18 protein-coding genes and 3 pseudogenes are annotated in these 23,164 nt (G+C 62.2%); 11 read left to right on the forward strand and 10 right to left on the reverse strand.

Annotation, left to right across the window (positions count from 1 at the left end; genetic code table 11):
* Nucleotides 1–107 precede the first annotated feature (107 nt).
* Together PMI20_RS14720 and PMI20_RS14725 are read left to right on the forward strand one after the other, a co-directional pair.
* Nucleotides 108–1,064 (forward strand): SDR family NAD(P)-dependent oxidoreductase, encoded by a 957-nt coding sequence (locus PMI20_RS14720; RefSeq protein ID WP_007929074.1) that lies wholly within the window; start codon nt 108–110, stop codon nt 1,062–1,064.
* A complete protein-coding gene (locus PMI20_RS14725) occupies nt 1,061–2,056 on the forward strand; it encodes an NADP-dependent oxidoreductase (RefSeq protein ID WP_007929072.1) in 996 nt (331 codons plus the stop codon). The genes PMI20_RS14720 and PMI20_RS14725 overlap by 4 nt, the downstream gene beginning before the upstream one ends.
* Before the next feature lie 138 nt (nt 2,057–2,194).
* Here the strand turns inward: PMI20_RS14725 and PMI20_RS14730 are convergent, their stop codons facing one another.
* From PMI20_RS14730 to PMI20_RS14750, 5 genes are all read right to left on the reverse strand, one after another.
* Nucleotides 2,195–2,785 carry a helix-turn-helix domain-containing protein gene (locus tag PMI20_RS14730; RefSeq protein WP_371860905.1) on the reverse strand — a complete coding sequence of 197 codons (591 nt, stop codon included), beginning with the start codon at nt 2,783–2,785 and terminating at the stop codon, nt 2,195–2,197.
* A 53-nt stretch (nt 2,786–2,838) separates the two neighbouring features.
* Nucleotides 2,839–3,000, reverse strand: coding sequence for a hypothetical protein (locus PMI20_RS14735; RefSeq protein ID WP_007929067.1), 162 nt, complete (start codon nt 2,998–3,000; stop codon nt 2,839–2,841).
* Between the two features lie 132 nt (nt 3,001–3,132).
* Nucleotides 3,133–3,846 carry an ABC transporter ATP-binding protein gene (locus PMI20_RS14740; protein WP_007929065.1) on the reverse strand — a complete coding sequence of 238 codons (714 nt, stop codon included), beginning with the start codon at nt 3,844–3,846 and terminating at the stop codon, nt 3,133–3,135.
* A gap of 18 nt (nt 3,847–3,864) precedes the next feature.
* Nucleotides 3,865–4,713, reverse strand: coding sequence for an ABC transporter permease (locus PMI20_RS14745; RefSeq protein WP_007929056.1), 849 nt, complete (start codon nt 4,711–4,713; stop codon nt 3,865–3,867).
* A 64-nt stretch (nt 4,714–4,777) separates the two neighbouring features.
* Complete coding sequence (locus PMI20_RS14750; protein WP_007929054.1) at nt 4,778–5,782, reverse strand: aliphatic sulfonate ABC transporter substrate-binding protein; 1,005 nt, start codon at nt 5,780–5,782, stop codon at nt 4,778–4,780.
* Nucleotides 5,783–6,117: 335 nt separating this feature from the next.
* On the opposite strand from PMI20_RS14750, the gene PMI20_RS14755 reads away from it, so the two are divergent.
* Nucleotides 6,118–7,065: an ABC transporter substrate-binding protein gene (locus PMI20_RS14755; protein ID WP_007929051.1), complete on the forward strand. Its 948-nt coding sequence runs from the start codon at nt 6,118–6,120 to the stop codon at nt 7,063–7,065.
* A 509-nt stretch (nt 7,066–7,574) separates the two neighbouring features.
* Nucleotides 7,575–7,965, forward strand: a pseudogene (locus PMI20_RS14760) (IS5 family transposase); the annotation flags it as partial.
* A gap of 60 nt (nt 7,966–8,025) precedes the next feature.
* Here PMI20_RS14760 and PMI20_RS30970 read toward each other — a convergent pair.
* From PMI20_RS30970 to PMI20_RS14780, 5 genes and pseudogenes are all read right to left on the reverse strand, one after another.
* Nucleotides 8,026–8,127 (reverse strand): annotated as a pseudogene (locus tag PMI20_RS30970) (transposase); the annotation flags it as partial.
* Nucleotides 8,128–8,178: 51 nt separating this feature from the next.
* A complete protein-coding gene (locus PMI20_RS14765; RefSeq protein ID WP_007929048.1) occupies nt 8,179–12,075 on the reverse strand; it encodes a glycoside hydrolase in 3,897 nt (1,298 codons plus the stop codon).
* Nucleotides 12,076–12,394: 319 nt separating this feature from the next.
* On the reverse strand, nt 12,395–12,970 hold the full coding sequence (locus PMI20_RS14770; RefSeq protein ID WP_007929047.1) for an N-acetylmuramidase family protein: 576 nt from the start codon (nt 12,968–12,970) through the stop codon (nt 12,395–12,397).
* An 11-nt stretch (nt 12,971–12,981) separates the two neighbouring features.
* Nucleotides 12,982–13,656 (reverse strand): hypothetical protein, encoded by a 675-nt coding sequence (locus PMI20_RS14775; RefSeq protein WP_037035394.1) that lies wholly within the window; start codon nt 13,654–13,656, stop codon nt 12,982–12,984.
* A gap of 1,946 nt (nt 13,657–15,602) precedes the next feature.
* Nucleotides 15,603–16,525: pseudogene (locus PMI20_RS14780) on the reverse strand (cupin domain-containing protein).
* A 104-nt stretch (nt 16,526–16,629) separates the two neighbouring features.
* Here PMI20_RS14780 and PMI20_RS14785 point away from each other — a divergent pair.
* The 7 genes from PMI20_RS14785 (at nt 16,630) to PMI20_RS14815 (ending at nt 23,015) form a co-directional block, all read left to right on the forward strand.
* The gene (locus PMI20_RS14785; RefSeq protein ID WP_007929041.1) at nt 16,630–17,190 is read left to right on the forward strand and encodes a carboxymuconolactone decarboxylase family protein; all 561 of its coding nucleotides are present in this window, start codon (nt 16,630–16,632) and stop codon (nt 17,188–17,190) included.
* Between the two features lie 62 nt (nt 17,191–17,252).
* Entirely contained in the window at nt 17,253–18,323 is a 1,071-nt protein-coding gene (locus PMI20_RS14790) for an acyl-CoA dehydrogenase family protein (RefSeq protein ID WP_007929039.1), read from the forward strand.
* Complete coding sequence (locus PMI20_RS14795) at nt 18,320–19,135, forward strand: ABC transporter ATP-binding protein (RefSeq protein ID WP_007929038.1); 816 nt, start codon at nt 18,320–18,322, stop codon at nt 19,133–19,135. The genes PMI20_RS14790 and PMI20_RS14795 overlap by 4 nt, the downstream gene beginning before the upstream one ends.
* A gap of 180 nt (nt 19,136–19,315) precedes the next feature.
* Nucleotides 19,316–20,515, forward strand: coding sequence for an ABC transporter substrate-binding protein (locus PMI20_RS14800; RefSeq protein ID WP_007929036.1), 1,200 nt, complete (start codon nt 19,316–19,318; stop codon nt 20,513–20,515).
* Nucleotides 20,515–21,282, forward strand: coding sequence for an ABC transporter permease (locus PMI20_RS14805; RefSeq protein WP_007929035.1), 768 nt, complete (start codon nt 20,515–20,517; stop codon nt 21,280–21,282). Before PMI20_RS14800 ends, PMI20_RS14805 begins: the two co-directional genes overlap by 1 nt.
* Before the next feature lie 132 nt (nt 21,283–21,414).
* Nucleotides 21,415–22,305 (forward strand): universal stress protein, encoded by an 891-nt coding sequence (locus tag PMI20_RS14810; protein ID WP_007929034.1) that lies wholly within the window; start codon nt 21,415–21,417, stop codon nt 22,303–22,305.
* A gap of 23 nt (nt 22,306–22,328) precedes the next feature.
* Nucleotides 22,329–23,015 (forward strand): phosphoribosyltransferase, encoded by a 687-nt coding sequence (locus PMI20_RS14815; RefSeq protein WP_007929033.1) that lies wholly within the window; start codon nt 22,329–22,331, stop codon nt 23,013–23,015.
* Nucleotides 23,016–23,164: the final 149 nt, after the last annotated feature.

Here is a 23,164-nt window from a genome sequence, read left to right on the forward strand (position 1 = left end):
TCTCGATAGAAAGTAGGACGCCATTGCATTCACGCTCCAGCTTCGGGCTCGCAGAATGAAAGCGCTTCAAATTGGCAGCTTGGTTTCCATTCGTAAAGGACATTGCAATGACCCATAGACAGACGCCTGTTCATTCCGGTTTCAGCGCAGCTTCGACGGCATCCGAGGTGCTCGAAGGTCTCGATCTTTCCCGAACCACGGCCCTGGTAACGGGAGGGCATTCCGGCCTGGGCCTGGAAACCACTCGGGCGCTGGCCGGCGCCGGGGCACGGGTCATAGTGGCGGCCCGCGATCGCCAGGCGGCCCAGGCCCGGATTGCCGGTCTCGCCAATGTCGAGGTGCATGGGCTGGACCTGGCCGACCTGGCGAGCATCAAGCGTTTCTCGGAGGCGTTTCTGGCGAGCGGCACGCACCTGGACATATTGATGGGCAACGCCGGCATCATGGCTTGCCCTGAAACCCGAGTGGGACCCGGTTGGGAGGCGCAGTTCGCGACCAATCACCTGGGCCACCATGCGCTGGTCAACCGGCTCTGGCCGGCGTTGCAAGGCGGTGCCAGGGTGGTGATGGTGTCCTCCGCGGGCCATCACTCATCTGCCATTCGCTGGGACGACCCGCAGTTCGATCGGGGTTACGACAAGTGGCTTGCCTACGGCCAGTCGAAAACCGCCAACGCGCTGTTCGCCGTGCACCTGGACCGGTTGGGGCGCGAGCAGGGCGTGCGGGCGTTCTCTCTGCACCCCGGCATGATCGCCACACCTCTGCAGCGTTACCTGCCCAAGGAAGAAATGGTCGCCCTGGGCTGGATAGACGCCGAGGGCAATCCGGCGAACCCGGCCTTCAAGAACCCTCGGCAAGGCGCCGCCACCCAGGTCTGGGCCGCGACATCGCCGAAGCTGGATGGCCTGGGTGGGTTGTATTGCGAAGACTGCGAGGTGGCCATGCTCGACGAGAGCGAGCCGGCGTCGTTCGTTGGCGTAAGGCCCCATGCCGTCGATCCGGAACAGGCCGAACGTCTTTGGCGCCTGTCGGCCGAACTGACCCGGGTGGATGCCTTCTCATGAGCAATCGTCAAGTCATCCTGGCTGCGCTTCCCCAGGGCAAGCTGGGGCCTGAACACTTCCGTATCGAGGAAGCCGCGCGTCCAGTACCGGCCGAGGGCCAGGTGCTGGTTCGCACCCTGTACGTATCGCTGGATGCCGCCAGCAGGGCCTGGATGCAGGGCGCTACCTATCGGGCAGGCCTTGAGGCCGGCGAGGTCATGGCCGGCATGGCGCTGGCAGAGGTGATCGAATCACGCTCATCGCACCTGGTGATCGGCGACCTGGTGTTTGCCGAGACGGGCTGGCAGGCCTTCGCCGCGGTTGCTGCCAACGGTCTGGTCAGGTTGCCGCGGATCGAACCACTGACGTATCTGCTCAGCATCTATGGCGTGCCGGGCCTGACGGCCTATTTCGGCCTGCTCGAATGCGGCCGGCCCAAGGCCGGTGACACCGTGGTGGTTTCCGCGGCGGCGGGGGCGGTTGGCTCGATCGCCGGGCAGATCGCCAGGCTCAAGGGCTGCCGTACGGTCGGCATTGCGGGTGGCGCCGCCAAGTGCGGCGTGCTCACCGGTGAACTGGGGTTCGATGCGGCGCTCGACTACAAGGCGGGCAACCTGCTCGACGATCTGCGCGCGGCATGCCCGGACGGGATCGATGTCTATTTCGACAATACCGGGGGCCGCATACTGGATGCCTGCCTGTCGAATATGGCGAACCATGGGCGAGTCGTCTGTTGTGGCGCCGTTTCACAATACGACGGCGGTGTAGCGGGCTCCGGATCGCTCGCGGTGCCGGGGATGGTCATTATCAAGAGCCTGACATTGCGCGGCTTCCTGCTGGCGGACTTCCTGGAGAACCGCGAGCAGGCGATGCTCGAACTCAAAGGCTGGGTCGAATCCGGCCAGTTGCGGGTGCGCGAGGATGTGCTTGAGGGGCTGGACAGTTTGCCGGCTGGGTTGATCGGTTTGCTGGGGGGAGAGAACGTCGGTAAGCGAATGGTGAAAGTCCTATGAAATCCGTTGTCACGACATCGAAGCTCGACATCGCCTGTCTCGAATGGAACCCGCAAGGCCGGCACACTGCCGTTTGGCCGTTTCCCCGGCCGTTCAATCCGTATTCGCCTTCACGCCTGGCATGACGCGCGCAAGGATTCAGTCCAGGCGTTCCGGGTAGGTCACCACCAGGTAGGCCACCGCTTCGCTGTCGGCGGGGTTGCGGTAGCGGTGCGGCTGGTCGGCGTAGAACAGGATCGAGTCGCCGGTGGAGAGCAGGTAGCGTTCTTGGTTGACGCTGATTTCCAGTACGCCCTGGGACACCACCAGGTTTTCCTGGACCCCCGGCCCGTGTCCTTCGGACTGGTCTTCGCCGAGCGGGCTCAGGCGCAGTTCGTAGAATTCCGACTGGCGCGCCACGTCGAAGGGGAACAGGGCGCGGCTGACAAAGGCGCCGTTGGCGCTGACCAGGCGTTTGCTCCGGCTCGACGGCAGCACCGCCACGCCTTCGAAGGCGCGGTGTTCGAGAAAGGCCGCGACCGACACCTTCAGGCCCTTGGCGATCTTGCACAGCACTTTGATCGACGGCACGCTGCGCCCGGACTCGATCTGCGCCAGCATCGCCCGGCTGACCCCGCACTGGCGGGCCAGGGCATCCAGGGACAGATGACGCTTGCTGCGCAGGCGTTGCAGGTTTTGCGCGACCCGTTCGCTGATGGGGTCTTCTTCCTGAGTTTCCAGAGGGGTCAAATCAAGGCCGGGTTCGTCGGCGCTCGCCAGAAAACGCGAGGGTTCCTGGGCGCTCACGCGTGGTAGGTCCTGGTCGGCCGGGCCGCCTGAACCCACTGGAACGCCTGGTAACCGGCATTGCGCGCGTACATCTCCCACATGGCCCGGGCCAGTTGCTGGGCCTGCTTGCGTTTGCGGAACTGGGCGAAGTCGATAACGTTGTCAGTCGGTTTCATAAGGCACTTCACTGTCGTGACCAATGGGCGGGATGAGCTGAGAGTACGTGGTTATTTTTATAACCATAAATACTGATTGTTTATTTATTAATTCCTTTGTGTTCTTAAATGCCGGGCCGTGGCAAAGCCCGCTCAAATCACATGGGCCTTGTGCAATTCGGTCAGGGCCAACGCCTTGAGGCGTGCCAGCAGCGGGTCGCGGCGGTCCCGCGGGTGGCTCAGTTGCACCGCCAGTTCCTGGCGAATACGGCTGGGGCGGTTGTCCATCACCAGCACCCGGTCGCTCAGGTACAGCGCCTCGTCGACATCGTGGGTCACCAGCAGCAGGGCGATGGCGTGACGCTCGGCCAGTTGCAGCAGCAGGTCCTGCAGTTTCATCCGGGTAAAGGCGTCCACTGCGCTGAAGGGCTCGTCGAGCAGCAGCACCTGTGGCCGCGCGTACAGGCCGCGGGCGATCGCCACCCGCTGCGCCATGCCGCCGGACAGCGCCTTGGGCAGGGCCTGGGCAAAACCCGCGAGGCCGACTTCGTCGATCAGTTGCGCGACCCAGGCGCGGTCGTAATGCTCGTCGTCGCCAAAGCCGATGTTCTGTTCCACCGTCAGCCAGGGCATCAGCCGCGGTTCCTGGAAGACAAAGGCCAGGCGTTCGGTGTGGCTCAGCAGTTGCCCCTGAAAGTCCTTCTCCAGGCCGGCGACGATGCGCAGCAGGGTGCTTTTGCCGCAGCCGCTGGGGCCCAGCAGGCTCACGGTTTCCCGCGGTTGCAGTTGCAGGCGGATATCGTCGAGGACGGTGGTGGCGGCGAAAGTCTTGCGCTCCACGTGGATGTCCAGCAGGGCTTGGGTCATGGCTCGATCCTCTGTGCGTTAGTCGTTGCCGCCTTGGCCATTGAAGGTGTCGCGCCAGGCCAGGCAGCGTTTTTCCAGGCCGGCGAGGAGGCCGTCGCTGAGCTTGCCCAGCACGGCGAGGACGATGATCGCCGCCAGCACGATGTCCGGCCGCGAGGTTTCCCGGCCGTCGCTGAGCAGATAACCCAGGCCCTTGGTGGCGGCGATCAGTTCGGCGGCCACCAGGAACATCCAGGCCAGGCTCATGCCGCTGCGCAGGCCGGTGAACAGACCGGGCAGGGCGGCCGGCAGGAGAATCCGCCGCACTAGCCGGCGCCGGCCGAAACCGTACATGTGGCCGACCTCCACCAGCTTGCGGTCGATATCGCGAATCGCCGCCACGCCATTGAGGTACACCGGGAAGAAGGCGCCGATGGCGATCAGCACCACCTTCGAAGTTTCGTCGATGCCCAGCCACAGCAGGAGCAACGGCACCCAGGCCAGGCTGGGGATCGAACGCAGGCCGGCGAAGGTCGGCTCCAGGTAGGCTTCGGCCTCCCGGCTCAGGCCGACCCAGGCGGCGAAGACCAGCGCCAGGCCGGCGCCGATGGCAAAGCCCAGCAGCACCCGCAGCAGGCTGGCGCCAATGTGTTTCCACAGCGCGCTTTCGGCCAGGTCGCCGAGGGTCAGGGCGATCTCGCTGGGGGCCGGCATCTGGTACGACGGCAGCCAGCCGATGCGCACCACGAACTCCAGCAGCAGGATGATCACTACCGGCAGGGCCAGGCCCTTGAGGCGCAGGCGCCAGCGGGCGGGGTTGAAGCCTGGGAGCTTGCCCGGCGCGGACAGGGCCAGGCGGGTCGAGAGGTCGTTGCTGTCGCTGCTCATGGCGATTCTCCGGCAACACCGAATCCGCGCCAGGCGCGGACTCGGTCGTCGCCTGGGCGGTGGGTTATTGACGGGCCACGGCCTGCTTGACGTCGGTGTCGAGCAGTTGGTCGATCACCTGGTCCACGTTGACCCCGCGGCGTACCAGTTCCTCGGACACCAGGATCGGCGCGGCGGCCTTGGAGGCCAGCACATCCTCGGCGCTCAACCGCGGGTTGCCGAGGTCGGTGCGCGACAGTTGCAGCCGGGCCACTTCCAGCGGCAGGCCGGATTCGTCCGCCAGCAGTTTGGCCAGCTCGTCCGGGTGCTTGACCGACCATTCGCGGGCTTGCTCATAGGCGGCGAGCACGCTGGCGATGGTCTGCGGATGCTCCTTGGCGTACTGCTCGGTGACGCTGAGCACGCCGTAGCTGTTGAAAGCAGTGTTGCGGTACAGCAGGCGCGACCCGGCCTGTACTTCGCTGGCCGCCATATGCGGATCGAGGCCGGCCCAGGCGTCGACGTCGCCTTTCTCCAGGGCGGTGCGACCGTCCGGGTGCTGCAGGTGCACCAGTTCCACATCGTCTTTTTTCAGCCCGGCCTGTTGCAGGCTGCGCAGGGTGAACAGGTAGGGATCGGTGCCCTTGGTGGCGGCGATCTTCTTGCCCTTGAGGTCGACGACGGTCTGGTACGGCGAATCCTTGCGCACCACCAGGGCGGTCCACTCGGCGCGGCTGTAGACATACACCGACTTGATCGGGCTGCCGTTGGCCCGGCTCAGCACCGCCGCCAGGCTGGCGGAGGAGGCGAAGTCGACGCCGCCGCTGTTGAGGTATTCCAGGGAGCGGTTGCTGCCCTGGCTGAGGACCCAGCCGACCTTGGTCTGGGGCAGGGCCTTTTCGAGAAAGCCGAAGTGCTTGAGCACCAGGCTGACCGGCGAGTAATAGGCGTAGTCCAGGTGCACTTCGGCCGGCGGGCTTTCCGCGGCCTGGGTCAGGGGTTGCAGGCTCGAACTCAGGAACAGTGCAAGGGCGCAGGCGCTGAACAGGTATCTGGCGCGGGCCAGGGGGAAGCGCAAGACGGGTTTCATGGATGGCTCCGGACAAGGCGGCGAGAGGGCAATGTTGTTATTTCCGCTCCTTATTTCAAAAGTCGCGGAAGGCAGGAATAAATCCTGTCGGAAAGGAATATTGCAGGCTCTATGCCATAGCTGGGGAAGGGCGGTTGCAAGGTGTTCCAACAGGAAAAAAGCCTCTGGCGATGTTGCCTGGCCGACAGTCTGTTGCCGCGCTGTTTCTCCGCCAACAGCCCCGGTTGCGGATGCCAAAGCGGCTATGAGCTTATGCATTAACAGAATTTCAAAATCGGATTCTAAGAGCGTTATGTTCTAGAAAATCCGCTTTTCCAATCATCCAGGAATTTCCCATGACGCTCTCCCGACGCTTGCGCCGTCTGCTCTTCAGCACCCTGTTCGCGGCGCCCCTGGCCCAGGCCGCCGAGCCGCTGGTGCTGCATGTCGGCGACCAGAACTACTACAACGTGCGAGCCTCGGTGGAGGCCTCGGGAGTGCTCGAAGGCGCGCCCTACCAGGTCGACTGGAAACACTTCCAGGCCGCTGCGCCCCTGGCAGAAGCGCTGAACACAGGCGCCCTGGACCTGGGCTTTCTCGGCGATTCGGGCTTTCTGTTCCTCGCCGCGAAACAGGCGCCGGTGAAGCTGATCGGCGTCTCGCGGCAGAACCCGGACACCATCGCCTTGCTGGTGCCCAAGGACTCGCCGGTGCAGACCATCGCCGACCTCAAGGGCAAGAAGGTCGCCTACTGGCCCGGCGCCTGGAGCCAGCAACTGACCCTGCGCGCCCTGGAGCAGGCTGGCCTGCCGGAGGACCATGTCGAGTTCATCAAGCTGATGCCGATCGACGCTGCCGCGGCCTTGCCCCAGGGCAGCATCGACGCCTTCCCGGTGTGGGAACCCTATATCTCGCAGCAGATCCTGTTCTCCGGCGCGCGGCCGATCCTCACCGCGAAGAACCTGATGCCCGGTCTCAGCGCCATCGCCGCCTCGACCCCGGCCATCGACAGCAAGCGTGAAGCCATCGCCGACTTCCTCGGCCGCCTGAAGCTGGCCCGTGCCTGGGTCGACAGCCACACCGACCAGTACGCCGACCTGTGGGCGAAAAAGGCCAACCTCGACCCGAACGTCTCGCGCCATTGGTTGCGCCAGGCGCACATGAGCGTCGGCCCGGTGGACCCGCAGGCCGCCGCCGACCTGCAAAGCACCGCGGACTTCCTGTTCAAGGTCAAGGCGCTGCCGGCGCCGCTGGCCACTGCCACGGTGGTCGACCGCTCCTTTACCCAGGCGCTGAGCCAGTGAAGGCGAAGTTCGTCTGTAAAACGCAGAAACCAGGGAAAGCCCCTGGTTTCTGGTGACACACGTCCAAGAGCAACCTATAAAGCGATGAGGTCGTCAATCGGATACCCGTAGCCGGCCTATTCGGAGTTTCCCTAGACAGGATATGGCCGGGTTGACCTTCTCGGAGCTTCCCTTACTGCAGGAAGGGCACGGCCAAAGCATCTGGTATCAATGCAATCGCCGCTACAGGGCTGCCAGAAAACTGAGGGTTCGGGCTTGTGACTTGCGTTGGAGCGCTCCAGGTGTGTCCATCGGACGAAGTTATATAATAGAACTGCCCGGAGTTGGTGCCGGCACCTTGGTACGAAACGTAAATCTGGTTACCAACAGTTGCCACGGATGGCGATTGAGCAATGCTCACTCCAGGAGTTTTGATGGGTGAAGACCAACTTTGTGAGTTGGACGGATTAGTCGAGGTTACATACCAAAGCGCACCGTCATTGCTGCCGCCTTGATAGAAGATATAAAGAGGGCCTGAAGAGCCGCAAGACCACGCGCTCGGACGCAGTCGGGGCGGCCTGATGACCAAGATTCACATGCTGTGCGATGCCAATGGCGTGCCTTTGCACTTCCTACTTTCAGGCGGGCAGGTCAGCGATATCGCGTATGCCCAGCCGCTGCTGGATGAGGCTTGCATTTCAAGCCTGCGCGGCCGTCCCTGCACGCTGTCGATGGCTGCTGGCTGACAAGGGTTATGACGCATTGGCCTTGCGCCGTTACTGCGATCGTTATCGGATGCAGCCAGTGATCCCGTTGCGAAGCATGAAGCGAAAGCCTCGACCGGGTTTGCCCAGGTTGTTTGATCGGCCCAAATACCGGCGGCGCAATATTATCGAGCGTATGTTCGGATGGCTGAAGGAGCCCTAACTGCTCGGCTTTGTACTGTTGTCCCCAGCACCGAACGGCCGTATCACCAATATCAAGATCACGACAAACCTGTGAAACGCCCAGGCCCTTGTCCTTGATCATCCTCATGACTTCCAGCTTGAAGCTGTCGTTGAATGTTCTGCGTTTGTCGGTCATGAAAAACGCCTCGATAGATGCATTCTCTATCTATCGAGGAGTTCTGTTTCATCAAGGCGCTGGAAACAGGTTTGGTCCAAAAATATCCTTGTCATCAACGGGGCCTTGGCCCTTGAGGTTCGTCATCACTGGAGGGATCAAGGACTGAACCTGAGTCGACAGGATATTCCAAACGGAGAGTCCGGTCGCCGCTTGCAGGTACCCAGCTTGTTGGACACCAGACCAGCTAGATCCGTTAGAGGAGGTAACGTACAGAAGTTGCCCATCCGGCTGGCTATTACGACCAACGCCCTGGAAGAAGACGTAAAGCTGGTTGTTGTAAACGATCGCCGCCGGACTCGAACTCGCTATCTCGTTTGAGCCCGAACTGGGAATAATATAATTAATGCCTGGGCTGTAGCTGCTGCCATTAAATATGACATAGCTGAGCGTATTGTTCGGTGACGCGAAGAAGCAATAGATGTTGTTGTTAAACACCACCGCAGAAGGTGACTGGTTAGCCATCAGCCCCATAGCTTGCCCTGTGGCCCCGTTCACAAGTTGCTTGTCGCCGGACCAGGTCAGTGGGCCGGCAGGGTTGCAGGGCGCGCTGTTGCACCAAAGCTGACTGTCAGTGCCGGATGAGGTGCCACTGGTGCCCGTGTGGAAGAGGTAGATCGTGTTATTGAACACGACGGCCGATGGGGAATCCCAAATGCCCGTACCGGGGACCTTGTACAGGGTGCTCCAACTGCTTCCGTCGGCAGACCACAGGTAGTAGGGGACATCTGCCTCTTTCGATGCGGGCATGAATACATAGAGGAGGTTGTCCGAGACCAACAGATTCGGACACCACGACAGAATGGCATTCTGACCGGAGTAATAGGTTGAGGAGACGGCGGGGACCACCTGGTGTTGCGTGCTCCAGCTGAGTTGGCCGTTGTAGGCTACGTAGCACAGCTCGCCGTTATTGCCAGGGCCCTCATACAAGACCCAAAGGGCGTAGTTGTTGAGTAGGACCGCCGCCGGCGATCCGGACATGGAGCCAGTGGGCATCACCTCAAGGGTTGAGCTCCAAGTACTTCCGTTAAGCACGGAGTAGTCGAGCCCGCCACTATTAGCCGAGGTCTGGTAAAAGACATAAAGCTCACCCGCATAGACCGCGGCTGACGGCGAAGCGGAGATGACGGGATAGTCTGGTATAGGGGCGTCAGGAGTCCAACTGCTCCCATCGAATATATTGTAATACACCCCCCAGTCATCTCCGCCCTGGTAGAAGAGATAGAGCTGATCGTTGTACACGACGGCAGACGGTGAAGCCTCCCCTCCACCAATGGACGGTTGGACCTGCCCGCCCCACGTCGACCCGTCACTGCAGGTGTTGTAGCACCAACTTACGCCAACACCCTGATAGAAGACGTACAGTACATTGTTGAAAACCACCGCGGACGGCGAGTTTTCCATCAGTACTTCGCCCGCAGAGTTTATCCAGACTGGCGAGGCCCAACTGCTCGTGCTCGGATTGTAGGTCACGTAGCAGAGCTGCCCGTTATTGCTGGCCCCCTGGTAGAAAACGTAGATCTCGTTATTGAACACGACCGCGGACGGTGTCCCGGAGAGCATGACACCGGGGATCTGGGTTTCAGGCAACCAGGTGGCCGCCCCACCGGCGTTGCCGTTACACCACAGTTGACCACCTTGATTGTAGAAGCTGTAGATCACATTGCCGAAGTTCACCGCACACGGCGATGCCGACAGTACCTGCGGATTCACTTGGGTAGCACCGCTCCAGCTGGTGCTGTTCATCACGTTGAACCAGAGCTGGCCACTAGCACCGCCCCCTTGGTGCAGGATATAGAGATTGTCGTTGCACACAGCGACCGCGGGTGCATAGGTAATGGGCGCGGCTGCCGTCCCTGGCCCATTCATGACCGGGGGGGTCGCAGGTACTATATCGACGTAGCCCTCAAGCGAGGTACCCCCGGAGCTTGTCAACGATGCGATGTAAGTGCAGCCATCGGGTTGACCATTTGCTTCGCCTTGGTAGCAGACAAGGATCTGATTGCCGCAGAAGACGGCCGATGGTGAGTACGAGAGGTTGACCCAAGAAACCTGGGTGTCGCCAGACCAAGTGCCAGCGCTCGACAGGCAGTCGTAGAAAAGGTCATTGTCGGGTTGTCCGCCTCCTTCGCCCTGGTGGAAGACGTAGAGCTGATTGTTGTAGACGACAGGCGCCGGCGAGTATGCAATTCCAACGCCGGGGACTTGTTGGCTGCCGGACCAGGCTCCTGCAGTCGACAGACAGTCATAGTACAGCCCGCTATTGCCCTGCCCACCCGCGCCGCCTTGGTAAAAGACGTAGAGCTGCTTATTGAAAACAACTGCCGAAGGTGAGTACGACAGGCTAACGTTGGCTACCTGAATCGGGGGCGAACAGGTTCCCGTGGCGGTATCGAAGATCACATACCAAAGCTGTCCGGAGACGGTGTTATCGGCGGTCTGGTAAAAGATGTAGAGCTGGGCCGAGGTGGCCCCGCTCGGTGTGAACATGACGGTCGAGGGGGTGTACATGAGGCCGATGGTGTTGAGCTGGGTGGCCGATGACGACCACCCGACAAGGTAGGGCGATGTCCACGCATTGGTGCTGGTACAGGTGGTATAGCAGAGCTGCCCCTCCTGCTGGAAGAAGGAGTAAAGCAGCGTGTCGGAGACGGCGACCACAGAAGGTGACGCGGACAGGCTAATCGGGCTTGCGGTGCTTGGCGAAGACCAGGTCGATTGGACAGTGCCAACACTTTGGTAAAGGTAGCCGCTTTGCCACGAGCCCTGATACATGCAATACAGCTGATTGTTGAATTCCGTGGCGCTCGGGCTGCACGACATTTGGGCGCCACTCAGCGTCGTAGTTGGCATCCAGTTGCTGCTATCACTTCCACTATATTGCAGTTGTCCATTTGATCCTGGGCCTTGCCAGAAGCAATACAGTTCATCGTTGAAAATGACGGGGGCGGGGGAGTTTGAGATCCTTATCGGGGCCATTTGGGTGTCGCCGACCCAACTGCTGCCATTGAAAGCGTTGACATAGATATTCCGAGAGTTTCCAGAGCCCTGATGGAGCACAAGCAGTTCACCGTCGTACACGATGGCGCATGGCTCGGCACTAATGCCCCCACTGCTGTCGGTGTTATTGGAGCTGCTCCAGTTTCCGTTATACGTGCTGTACCACAGTTGCCCATCGTTACCACTGCCCTGGTACAGGACATACAGCTCGCCGTTGTACACCGCGGCGGCCGGCGAAACAGACATACCAACGCCCGCTACCTGCTTGTCGGCCGCCCAGCTGGCGCCATTGAACACGCTGTAACACAGTTGTCCATTATTACCCCCGCCCTGGTGGAACACGTAGAGCTGGTAGTTGAACACGACGGCGCATGGCGAACAGGAAATACCCACATTATCAACCTGAATGGCGTCAGACCAGGTTGTTCCATTGAACACACTGTAATAGAGCCCGGTGGTGGTGCTCCCGAGAGGTGTGCCCTGGTAGAAGACATACAACAGATCGTTGAACACGACTGCGGAGGGCCCGAACTCTGGGGTGAATCTGGTGGGTTCTGGTGTATCGGTGAGGCAGAGGCCAGACTGAACCAACGTCGTGCTTGCGGACCAGCCGCTCCCACTGCAGGTAGAATACTGGAGTATTCCCCCGCTCTGGGTGAAAACATAACTCACGTTGTTGTAGTTGACGGCTGACGGGGCATCCGTTATCGCGTTAGCCAACTCTAGGCCCTCCATTGCTGGGCCAATACCCCATGTTTTAGCGGCATCCGTGCCTTCGGATTTCACGATGCCAAAACTAATTTTCCCTGCTGTCACTGCCGCACTTTCACCACCATCAATAAATACGAAACCCAGGTCTGCGGCCACCATTTCCGCCACAGTGACTGTCGCCGTGATACCAAATGCCATGATATTTCTCCTTGTTTTCGCAAGAGCCAATGGACTTTGCGTCACCCGTCCGTGGCCGTCATAATGTTGCTTCGGCAATCTAGCGTGCAGGCGAAAAGATCAAAGTGTTACATCACCTTCAATCACAGAGCCTGCCTACCATGATCCGTACGCCTACTTCTGGGGTGTACTTACCGTGCCCACTCGTTACAACTCTTTTTCCGCATGATTGATGCGGTCCTCGACGAACACCGTTCAGAGGTCGATGAAGAAGCCCATGTCCAATGCACTAATAATGCGAGGGTGTGCAGCCGTCTGAGCCCCAGTACACAGAGGCCACTTATCCGCAGTGCTGCGAATAAGCAGTGGCCAGCCGTATGTCGTATTGATTCTTTGCGTAATCGGGTCCGTTGTAGGCAGCTGCAAAAACGGCCCAGTCCTTTGTCCTCAACGCGTCGCGGAACGGAGGCCGATCGATGAACTGCACGAATGCCGCCAGCTGTTCATCTGCTCCTGCACGATGTGCTTCGGCGAAGTCGCGCACTGTCGAAAAGCCGCATGTGGGATAGTTGAAGCCCATTAACTGGAACGTCCCCCAACTGGCGGACTTCAATGCAGCGTCGTGGTCCAGGGCCATAGCGGCATTAAGCCTGGCCCATTCTCCTTCCAGCGAACCGGCATACTTGGACTTGTCCCAGTGCGGATAACTCAGGTCGGGAGCAGTGGCATCGAAGCGCCCGCTCGTAAGTCGGTGAAAGATGTGCCCCTCGAAGAGCACCTTCGGTTCATTGGACGGCGGTGGAAGGAAGCCGGTGCCAGCCGACTCAACGCTGGCGACGGCCTGCAGGCATGCGACTTCCACGCCAAGATTTTGTGCCGATGCGGTCCATGCCTGATCCGAGATAATTAGACTCATGCTTGTTTCCTCTAAGGTAGTGGTGCAGGTGAACTTGTGTTGTTGCCGGTAGATTCCCTCGGCGCAGTGGCAACTGGCAGATGGATGGCGGTTGACGTCTGTGGGGTACCCGAGGGTATTGACAGCGTGTACTGGGCCGGCGGCAGGTACACGGTCTTGTCGGGCAGGTTGAACTGAAAGTGATGGAAGAGCGTGGCGCAGATCAGTCCTGCTCCAAGCACAACCAGAACGATGCCGGGAGAGGACGTGTTCAGCGCTACCTTCAATTGCGGTGTTTCTCCGCTGAGGGAGGTGGCTGGTTCTTGTAATCGACCCAGCACGAAGACCGCACCGACCAGACACAGCACCATTCCGGTCAAGAAGCCGTGGTTCAGCAACGAGGCCTGACGCAGAATCACCGCGTTGGTGGCCTGCTCTCTTGCTCGAAGCGTTTCACGCTCGAGAGTCACCAGGGCGTTCCATCGCATCAGCTCGGCCTTGGCTGTGCTTTCTAAGTTGTCAAAGGACGCTGATGCTTCCTCGACTTCAGGGGCAGTTTGCAGCTCGACGCGCATCAGGTGTATCTGGATAAAGCTACTCAGAAAGAACAGAAGCCCCATCACAGCAATGGCTCGAGTCATAAAGGGGAGGACCATCAATTGCCATTGGTCGTTGGTCGCCGGCAGTGTTTCGATGGGAGCGTTCATGGTCCGTGTTCTCTCCTCGCAATTGAGACGTTGCACTGCGAACCTCTCGGCGTGGTGTCATGCAGATAGCCAGCTGTAGCATCAGCTCCGTTGCTATCGACTTTCAGCCGCCTTTTCCCTTCACCTGAAGCCAGTGGATGACGGCATACCGCGGGGCGGTAATGAGCTCGCCAGAGGATTTGGTTCGACGATCAGGAGGCTAGTTCGAGCGTTTGGAACCTCGCTAGTACCAATGACGTTTCCACTGCTCTCGTATCCTGAACCGCAGACATCGACGTCAGCGCCAACACTGCAAAACAGTGCGCCGGGATGTTGACGGGGCGAACAAGTTGGGAAAGCCTTTGGCTCGGCGGGGGGACTTTCTTACCGTCCGACTTGCAGAGTCCCGCATTGTCGGTCGCTGAATCACCGCGGTACTCAAGGGGGGAGGGCGAGGCCCAGACGCTGGCACCAGAACACAGCTACAGACACCGAGTCAGTTCAGCGGCATTCAACAAGTGGTGCAACAGATTCAACGGGATTGAGTCGTCGCTGATTGCTCGGTTCAAGGAGCGGTAGAACGAGAACCAGCGATGGGTCGACTCGATGTGGCAGGGGGCAGGATTCAGTGCCCGGGCACTAGCTCAAGACTTCCGCCGCCTTGTGTCGTTCACCTGCGATGCCAAGATTGCGCACAGGACATCACAGGCCAACTGGATCGCCTGCTCACATAGCTTCAATGCCCATTCGAACGGGGCTTTCCACGCCTTGGCATAGGCATGCCAAGTAATCCCCAGGGTATGAGCGCGAGCCAAATCTGAACAAGGGCGACGACCACTGCCCAGGCACTTTTGACAGGGCCCGGAGCGTCCATGAGCAAGCTGATACCTGGCTCCCCGACATATCGAGCAAATCACCGCGGTACTCAACTCGACCAACACGCCACGAGTAAGGCGTTGATAGACGGGGCTGGGAGAGGGCCATCGTTGTTCTTTAGCCACTTCCATCGCGCTTCGATAGGAAGTAAGGCTACTTGCCGGGCTTTGCGAGCGATGCCTAAACGCGGTCAGCTCAAGCTCCGCTATGTCATGAGTCAGCTGGGTAGTTAGAGCCTGAATTGCACGTACCTTGCATTGGTCCAGAACTTGCCGCAACAGCATTCGCTCTATGTCTCGTTTGTTGTGGGATGCACTATCCGGCCACCAAACGTAGCAGAACAATTCTCGAGAGAATTCATCGTTGATCATCCTCAATGCAGCTGATACCTCTCGTGAGGATAACTCTGAATAGCCTCTCTGAATTACGCTCCATTCCGAACTGTTTTGACCCATGCAGCACAGTAAAGTACGACCGTCCATAGTCCTCTCCATAGAAGTCACAGCGACTCGGATGTCGTCCTGTCGGGCGCACTCACCATCGCGTTCGATAGGTCCCTTCTCGAGCGCTAGACGAAGTCGGTTACCCCGTAGGCAACCCGCTCAGGGACGTGTATGGAGATCGTGCTGAGAGCAATGAATGTGAATCCCAAAAGAGGGATTTCAGGCCTCTCGCCTGGTGAACTCCCCGGAGGAACTGGTCCGACGGTGAGGACGCTAGTTAGAGGTTTTGGAACCTTGCCAGTACCAATGTGTTGGATGTGGACGTCGCAATCTGTACGAGTCCAGTAAGCGCAAAGTTGTTGCTGATATTGACCGTGACCAGTTGTATGCGATGACCACGCAGGCAGAAAAAGATGGGGGTAAGAAGCTCTTCCGATAATCGCCGGCCTCGGTAATTGCAAGAGCTAGGGTGGTATGTCCCGGGCTGAGTGGAGACTGACTCACAGTGGATAATGTCCACCGCAAAGAGCGTTCATGACCCAGACCAGAAGACGTTTCCCGAATCCTTCAACCGCGAGGCGGTAGATCAGGTACTCGCCGGCACACCACTTCGTCTACCCAGGCCCTGAGCCAGCGAAGCGCTAGCCCTCACCGCCCTTCGTGCTGGCGCCGGTAAGCCCCGGCTGCACGCCCACCGTCTTGGCGAAGGCCCGGGTGAAGGCCGCGACCGATTGATAGCCCACCGCCGCGCCGACCTGCTCCACGGTGTGGTTGGCCTTGAGCAACTGGCAGGCATGGCGCATGCGCAGCGCCAGCAGGACCTGGCCCGGGGATTGCCCGGCCAGTTCGTTGAAGCGCTTGAAGAACGCCGAGCGCGACAACCCGGTGCAGGCCGCCATGCTTTCCAGGGGCCAGGGTTGTTCCGGGCGCTCGATCAGCTGTTCCAGCAGCGCCGCGAACGCCGGGTGCCGGGCCAGTGCCACTAGCCCGCCGAGGCCCTGGTTGTCGGCTACTTGCTGGCGCAGCACATAGAGGAACAGCAGATGGCTCAGGCGCTCCAGCAGCGCCGAGGAGGGCGCGGGCGTGCGCTGGCACTCGTCCAGGATCAGCTCGAACAGGGCCCGGGCGGCGCTCAGGGACGGATCGCCGGCGCGCAGGACGATCCAGTCCGGCAGGCCGTCGATGATCAGCGACGACAACCCGGACTTGAAATGAAAGAAGCCGCAGACCAGGCCCACGCCATCCTCGGCCTGATCTTGTGCGTGAGCGTCGAGCGCCTGCATGGCCCTGCGTGGCAGTTCAAGAGCGGCGCCATGCGCTTGGGCGCTGGACAGGCGATAGTCCAGGTCGCGCAGCAGGAACAGCGCATCCCCGGCATTCAGGCGCTGGGCCGGCTCATGGCCCTCGATATGCAGCCAGCAATGGCCCTGCACGATCAGGTGGAAGCTGGCCCGGGCCAGGCCGTGGGTGCTGGCGTGCCAGCCGCCGCAGTAGCGGCCGACATGGAACAGGCTGGCATCGAGTTCGAGGCTTTCTAATAACCAATCAACCAGTGGGCTGGACGAAATCATCTAAGGGAAACACTCAGGAGCAAGTAATCGCTACTTTAGAATATGGATCGAAATTCTTATAACCAACAGACTGGCCGGACACCTCTACAACAGGAGTTCACCCCATGTCGCGCATCACTCTGCACAGCCTGCAAAGCGCCCCCGAAGCGGCCCGGCCGTTTTTGCAGAACGCCCAGAACAACTCGGGGTTCATCCCCAATCTGCTGGGCATCCTGGCCAATGCCCCGGCGGCGCTGGAGACCTACGTTACGGTATCGGCGCTCAATGGCAAGGCCGAGCTGAGCCTGGCCGAACGGGAGGTGGTGCAACTGGTGGCCGCCACCACCCACGGTTGCGATTTCTGTGTGGCCGGGCACACTGCGGTGGCGCAGAACAAGGCCAGGCTGCCGGACGAAGTGATCAGTGCGTTGCGTGAGCAAAGCCCGGTGCCGGAGGAAAAACTGCAGGCATTGGCTGCCTTCGCTGCCGAGGTGATCGCCACCCGCGGCAACGTCAGCGAGCCGACGTTCGCGGCGTTCAAGGCCGCCGGCTACAGCGAGGGCAATGCCCTGGAAGTGATACTCGGGGTGAGCCTGGCGACCCTGTGCAATTTCGCCAACGTGTTCGCCCGCACGCCGCTGAACCCGGAACTGGCCAAGTACCGCTGGCAAGCGCCGCAGCAATGATGCAGCGGCTGGATTCAAGGCACGGCCGTTTGGTCGGTGCCGCGTAAAAAGGAGAAAACCACATGCTCAACCCCGCATTCAGTCAATGGCTGGACGCCGAGGCCCAGGCCCTGGATCTGGGCCACTGCGACCCACAGCAGGTACTGGCGCGACTGGCCGAGGCGCAGGTGCTGCGCATCGGCATTCCGGCCGGGCAGGGCGGTAGCGACGGCGACCTGGGCGACGCCGTGGAGGCGGTGGCCGCGGTGGCCAGCCGTTCCCTGGCGGCGGCCTTTGTGTTCTGGGGCCAGCGGGCCTTTATCGAATACCTGCTGCACAGCCCCAACGCGGCCTTGCGCGAGCGTCTGTTGCCGGACCTGCTCAGCGGCGAACTGGCGGGGGCCACCGGGCTGTCGAACGCCATGAAGTTCCTCTCCGGCATCGAGGCCCTGCAAGTCCGCGCGCAGCCACGGGCTGGTGGTTGGAATCTGAACGGGCGCCTGCACTGGGTGACCAATCTGCGCAAAAGCGGTTTTGTGGTGGCCGCGGCCATCGAGCACGAGCAGGGCGGCGCACCCTTTATCCTGGCGATCCCCGCGGGCCTGGCTGGCTTGCAACGTTCCGAGGACCTGCAACTGATGGGCTTGCAGTCGAGCAACACCGCGGCGCTGGAGTTGCAACAGGTCGAGGTCGGCCACGACTGGTTGCTGCATGAGGACGCCAAGGCCTTTCTGCCTGCGGTGCGCCCGGCGTTTCTCGGCCTGCAATGCGGCATGGCCATTGGCCTGGCGCGGCGCGCGCTGGATGAAGTGCAGACGCACCTGCACAGCGGTCGTTCGATTCTTCGCGAGCCGTTGCAGGAGCAACGCCAGCAGTTGGAGGAGAGCGTCGCCGAGCTCAAGCGCGGCCTGTTGGAGGGGCGTTTCCTGACCCAGCCCGCGGCGCTGTTCCGGCTGCGCATCGCCCTGGCCGAAGCTGCCGCCAACGCCGTTCAGCTGGAGTTGCAGGCCAGTGGCGGCAAGGCCTACCTGAGCGAGCATGGCGGTGGCTTTGCCCGGCGCTGGCGCGAGTCGGCCTTCGTGCCGATCGTCACGCCGAGCCTGGTGCAGTTGCGCGCCGAGTTGCAGCGCCAGGCCCGGGACGCGGCGGCATGAGTGCGGCCTTGCTCGAAGCCCGGCAGATCAGCCTCGGCTACCCCGGTGAAGCAGGCTGGCAAGCGGTGCTGGAAGGCTTCGACTTGCGCTTGCAGCCGGGGGAGGTGGTGTCGATCCTCGGCCCCAGCGGCGTCGGCAAGTCCAGCCTGTTGCGGGTCCTGGCCGGCTTGCAGGCGCCCCTCAGTGGTAGCGTCAGCCTGCTGGGCCAGGCGCTGGACGGGCCGCATCCACGGGTGGCCGTGGCGTTCCAGGACCCCAGCCTGCTGCCCTGGCTGAACCTGGAACACAACGTCGCCTTCGGCCTCGATTTCGCCCGCCAGCCGGCGCTGGACGCCCGGCAGCGCCAGGCGCGGATCGACCAGGCAATCGTCGAGGTCGGCCTGCAGCATGCCCGCGGGCATTACCCGGCGCAGCTGTCCGGCGGCATGGCCCAGCGCACCGCGCTGGCCCGTTGCCTGGCGCGCCAGCCGCAGGTGCTGTTGCTCGACGAACCCTTCGGCGCGCTGGACGAAGTGACCCGCGCCGACATGCAGCAACTGCTGCTCAAGGTGATTGCCGAGCACCGCACCGCGGCGCTGCTGGTCACCCACGACATCGACGAAGCCCTGCTGCTTTCCGACCGAATCCTGCTACTGGGTAACAGCCCGGCGCGGACCCTCGGCGAGTGGCGCATCGACCTGCCTCAGCCGCGCGCCGAGCGGGTGGAAGAACTGGGCGCCCTGCGTATCGAGATTCTCAAAACCCTTCGGCGGGCGAGCCGCGCTGCACAACCCCAAGCCTTGCTGCCTCAGCCCGCACCTCTGTCTCTGTAGGAGCGAAGCTTGCTCGCGATAAAAACGTCAGTGCGGCGCAGGGTCCCAGACACCCCGTCAACGTTGAGGTCATTCGCGAGCAAGCTTCGCTCCTACATAAGAGCCGGACGAGCCGGATGAGCCGGAATAGGCGGTAAATGGCCGGGTTCAACCCCTTGCCCGAATGATCGGAGATACACCATGTGCCTGGATGACTTCACCCACAGCCGTCGCGACTTCCTCAAGCTCAGCGCCTTGCTCACCGCCGGCGGCGCCTTGCCGTTGCTCAATAGCCTGCAGGCCCGCGCCGCCGCGGAGCCGGACGCGCCGGTGCGCATCGGCTACCTGCCGATCACCGACGCCACGCCTTTGCTAGTGGCCCATAACAACGGCCTGTTCGAGGCCGAGGGCATCCGCTCCGAGCGCCCGGTGCTGCTGCGCAGTTGGGCGCAGGTGATCGAGGCCTTTATTTCCGGGCAGGTCAATGTGATCCACCTGCTGTCGCCGATGACCGTCTGGGCTCGCTATGGCAGTCAGGTGCCAGCCAAGGTGGTGGCCTGGAACCACGTCGGCGGCTCCGGCCTGACCGTGGCGCCGGGCATCACCGAGGTCCGGCAACTGGGCGGGCAGGCGCTGGCGATTCCGTTCTGGTACTCGATTCATAACGTGGTGGTGCAGCAACTGTTGCGCGACAACGGCCTGACCCCGGTCAGCCGGCCAGCCAACAGTCCGCTGGCGGCCAACGAGGTCAACCTGCTGGTGCTGCCGCCGTCGGACATGCCGCCGGCCCTGGCCAGCAAGCGCATCGCCGGCTACATAGTCGCCGAGCCTTTCAATGCCCTGGCCGAGGAGCTCAAGGTCGGCCGGGTGCAGCGCTTTACCGGGGATATCTGGCGCAACCACGCCTGCTGCGTGGTGTTCATGCACGAGCAGGATTTGAATAACCGCCCCGAATGGTCGCAGAAGGTGGTCAACGCCATCGTCAAGGCGCAGCTGTGGACCCGCGACCACCGCGCCGAGGCCGCCAGTCTGCTGTCCCGCGACGGCGCCAACCGCTACACCCCGCATGCGCCCCAGGTGCTGAGCCGGGTCCTGGCGCCGAGTGCCAGCGAACGCCAGCAGTACCTGGCCGACGGCGCGATCCAGCACGCCCAGTGGGACGAGCAGCGCATCGACTTCCAGCCGTACCCGTTCCCCAGCTACACCGAGGAACTGGTCAAGCGCCTCAAGGACACCCTGGTCGAAGGCGACAAGGGCTTCTTGGCCAGCCTCGACCCGCAGCACACCGCCCGGGACCTGGTGGACGACCGCTTCGTGCGCAACGCCATCGCGTCGGTTGGCGGGCTCAAGGCATTCGGCTTGCCCGACAGCTTCGAACGCAGCGAGGAGTTCAGCCTCTGATGGCCAAGCGATCCGCATCGATCCTGCATGGGCTGCTGGGCGTGGCGGGGCTGTTGTGCCTGCTGCTGTTGTGGTGGTTGGGGGTGCGCCTGTTTGGCAGCGCCGACGGGCTCGCGGTGCGTTTTTCGCCGGCGGCGACCCTGGCCAGCCTGCTGGAACTGCTGGGCCGCGCCGAGCTGTACGAGCATGTGCTGGTCAGCCTCAAGCGCATCCTGGTCGGCCTGGCCCTGGCCTTGCTGGTCGGCGTGCCCCTGGGCCTGCTGATCGGCAGCTACCGCCACCTGGAGGCGGCCACCACCCCGGCGTTCCAGTTCCTGCGAATGATCTCGCCGCTGTCGTGGATGCCGGTGGTGGTGATGCTGATGGGGGTAGGGGACCAGCCGATCTACTTCCTGCTGGCCTTCGCCGCAGTCTGGCCGATCCTGCTCAACACCGCGGCCGGGGTGCGCCAGCTCGACCCGCGCTGGCTGCAACTGAGCCGCAGCCTCAGCGCCACCCGCTGGGAAACCTTGCGCAAGGTGATCCTGCCCGGGGTGCTGGGCCATGTACTGACCGGCGTGCGCCTGGCCATCGGCATTCTGTGGATCGTCCTGGTGCCCTGCGAAATGCTCGGCGTCAGCGCCGGCCTGGGCTATTTCATCCTCGATACCCGCGACCGCCTGGCCTATTCGGAACTGATGGCCATGGTGCTGCTGATCGGCGCCCTGGGCTTTGCCCTGGACAGCCTGGCCCGTGGTCTGCACCGGCGCTGGACGCACTTGCCGTAACGCCGCGACGGGCGCATTGTCAGTGGGAAGTCTGAAGTCATGCTGGCGTTCGATCCGGCGTTGACGCACTGGCGTATAGAGAAGCGGGCGCCGGTGGCCGGCGTGGGCGTCCAGCCTATCTGGAGGTGCGCCATGAGCCAGTATCAACGCTTGTTGCTGGTCATCGACCCGGCAATGCGCCAGTCCCCCGCGATCCCGCGTGCCGCTGCCCTGGCCAAGGCCAGCGGCGCGAGCCTGCATATCGCGGCCTTGCTGAAACCGGCGTCGATTCTTTCCCTGTTCGAGCACAACGTGCGCAATGAGGCGCGCGAACGTTACCGCCTGGGGCATCAGGAATGGTTGCAGGAGGAGGTGCATCGTCTGCGTGGCCATGGTGTCACGGTCAACGGCGAGGTGACCTGGGCCGACGACCTGCTGGAGGAAATCCTGCAGCACGTCGCGGAAATCCAGCCCGACCTGCTGATCAAGGACGTGCAGCACGAACCGGCGCTCAAACGCGCCTTTCTCACGCCGATGGACTGGCATCTGCTGCGCCAGTGCCCGGTACCGCTGTATCTCATGGGCCGCCACGGCCATACGTTGCCGCAAATGGTGGTCGCGGCGGTCGATCCGTCGCGGCCGGAGTACCAGCACAACGGGCTCAACGACCGGATCATCCACGAAGCCAACAGCCTGGCCCTGCAATGCGATGCCGAGCTGCACCTGCTGCACGCCTATGACGTGTCGTCGGTCTACCTGGGCGATGCCGGGGGCGGTGGCCTGGTGCTGGCGGACCTGACCCGGGAACTGCGGGTGACCCTGGAAAAAGCCTTCCTGGAACTGGCCGAGCGTTATGGCGTGCCCGAGGAACGCCGGCATTTCATCCTCGGACAACCGGTCACCGTGCTGGCCAACTTCGTCACCGAGAACCAGGCCGATGTGCTGGTCATGGGCCGCGTGCATCGCCAGGGCCTGGAGAAACTGGTGGGCAGCACCACCGAGCACGCGCTGTATCAGCTGCCCTGCAGCCTGCTGGCGCTGTAGCCGGGCGCCTTGGGAGGTGAGACATGAGCGAATATCCGTCATTGCAGATGACCCTGCGCAACCGTCAGGCCGCCGGGCAAGGGCTAGTCGCGCCGTTGCAGAAATACAGCCGCCGGCCCGAGGTGATCGTGCTGGCGTTGCCCCGGGGCGGGGTGCCGGTGGCCTGGGAAATCGCCCGGGCCCTGGAGGTGCGGCTGGACCTGATGCTGGTGCGCAAGCTTGGCGTGCCCGGCCATGAAGAACTGGCGATGGGCGCCATCGCCAGCGGTGGTATCCGCATCCTCAATCAGGACGTCCTGAGCAGCCATCACCTCGGTGATGCCGCGCTGCAAGCGGTGACCGTACGGGAAACCCAGGAGTTGCAGCGCCGCGAGCGGGTCTACCGTGGCGCCCGGCCCGCGCCCGACCTGCGTGACCAGGTGGTGATCCTGGTGGACGACGGGCTGGCCACCGGCGCCTCGATGCACGCCGCGGTACAGGCGACGCGCCTGCAGCACCCGGCGCGGATCGTGGTGGCCGTGCCCCTGGCGCCGCAGGAAACCGTCGACACCCTGAGTTTCGAGGTCGACGAGCTGATCTGCCCGATCACGCCCCTGTGGTTCGTGTCGATCGGCAATGGTTACGCGGACTTTGCCCAGACCTCGGACGAGGAGGTGATCGACCTGTTGCAGCGCGCCTGGCAGCGCCCCTGCGAAGGCGGTTCGGCATGAAGGCCCGGGCTGCCTGAAAGCGGGCGCTCCGGAACCAAAACCGCCGTTGCCCCTCCAAGCTGTGCCCGGCGCTGCGTGCAGGCCGGGCGAGGGATCCATGGGCGAGGGATTTTTGCCATTGAGGTGACGACCGCAACGGTCCGGCACAG

Origin of the sequence: Pseudomonas sp. GM17 (assembly GCF_000282175.2) — a bacterium.
GTDB classification, from domain to species: domain Bacteria; phylum Pseudomonadota; class Gammaproteobacteria; order Pseudomonadales; family Pseudomonadaceae; genus Aquipseudomonas; species Aquipseudomonas chlororaphis.

Coding starts and splice junctions, on each gene's coding strand:
- PMI20_RS14720 (WP_007929074.1), top strand. CDS start 108: ATGACCCATAGACAGACGCCTGTTCATTCCGGTTTCAGCGCAGCTTCG.
- PMI20_RS14725 (WP_007929072.1), top strand. CDS start 1,061: ATGAGCAATCGTCAAGTCATCCTGGCTGCGCTTCCCCAGGGCAAGCTG.
- PMI20_RS14735 (WP_007929067.1), bottom strand. CDS start 3,000: ATGAAACCGACTGACAACGTTATCGACTTCGCCCAGTTCCGCAAACGC.
- PMI20_RS14740 (WP_007929065.1), bottom strand. CDS start 3,846: ATGACCCAAGCCCTGCTGGACATCCACGTGGAGCGCAAGACTTTCGCC.
- PMI20_RS14745 (WP_007929056.1), bottom strand. CDS start 4,713: ATGAGCAGCGACAGCAACGACCTCTCGACCCGCCTGGCCCTGTCCGCG.
- PMI20_RS14750 (WP_007929054.1), bottom strand. CDS start 5,782: ATGAAACCCGTCTTGCGCTTCCCCCTGGCCCGCGCCAGATACCTGTTC.
- PMI20_RS14755 (WP_007929051.1), top strand. CDS start 6,118: ATGACGCTCTCCCGACGCTTGCGCCGTCTGCTCTTCAGCACCCTGTTC.
- PMI20_RS14765 (WP_007929048.1), bottom strand. CDS start 12,075: ATGGCATTTGGTATCACGGCGACAGTCACTGTGGCGGAAATGGTGGCC.
- PMI20_RS14770 (WP_007929047.1), bottom strand. CDS start 12,970: ATGAGTCTAATTATCTCGGATCAGGCATGGACCGCATCGGCACAAAAT.
- PMI20_RS14775 (WP_037035394.1), bottom strand. CDS start 13,656: ATGAACGCTCCCATCGAAACACTGCCGGCGACCAACGACCAATGGCAA.
- PMI20_RS14785 (WP_007929041.1), top strand. CDS start 16,630: ATGTCGCGCATCACTCTGCACAGCCTGCAAAGCGCCCCCGAAGCGGCC.
- PMI20_RS14790 (WP_007929039.1), top strand. CDS start 17,253: ATGCTCAACCCCGCATTCAGTCAATGGCTGGACGCCGAGGCCCAGGCC.
- PMI20_RS14795 (WP_007929038.1), top strand. CDS start 18,320: ATGAGTGCGGCCTTGCTCGAAGCCCGGCAGATCAGCCTCGGCTACCCC.
- PMI20_RS14800 (WP_007929036.1), top strand. CDS start 19,316: ATGTGCCTGGATGACTTCACCCACAGCCGTCGCGACTTCCTCAAGCTC.
- PMI20_RS14805 (WP_007929035.1), top strand. CDS start 20,515: ATGGCCAAGCGATCCGCATCGATCCTGCATGGGCTGCTGGGCGTGGCG.
- PMI20_RS14810 (WP_007929034.1), top strand. CDS start 21,415: ATGAGCCAGTATCAACGCTTGTTGCTGGTCATCGACCCGGCAATGCGC.
- PMI20_RS14815 (WP_007929033.1), top strand. CDS start 22,329: ATGAGCGAATATCCGTCATTGCAGATGACCCTGCGCAACCGTCAGGCC.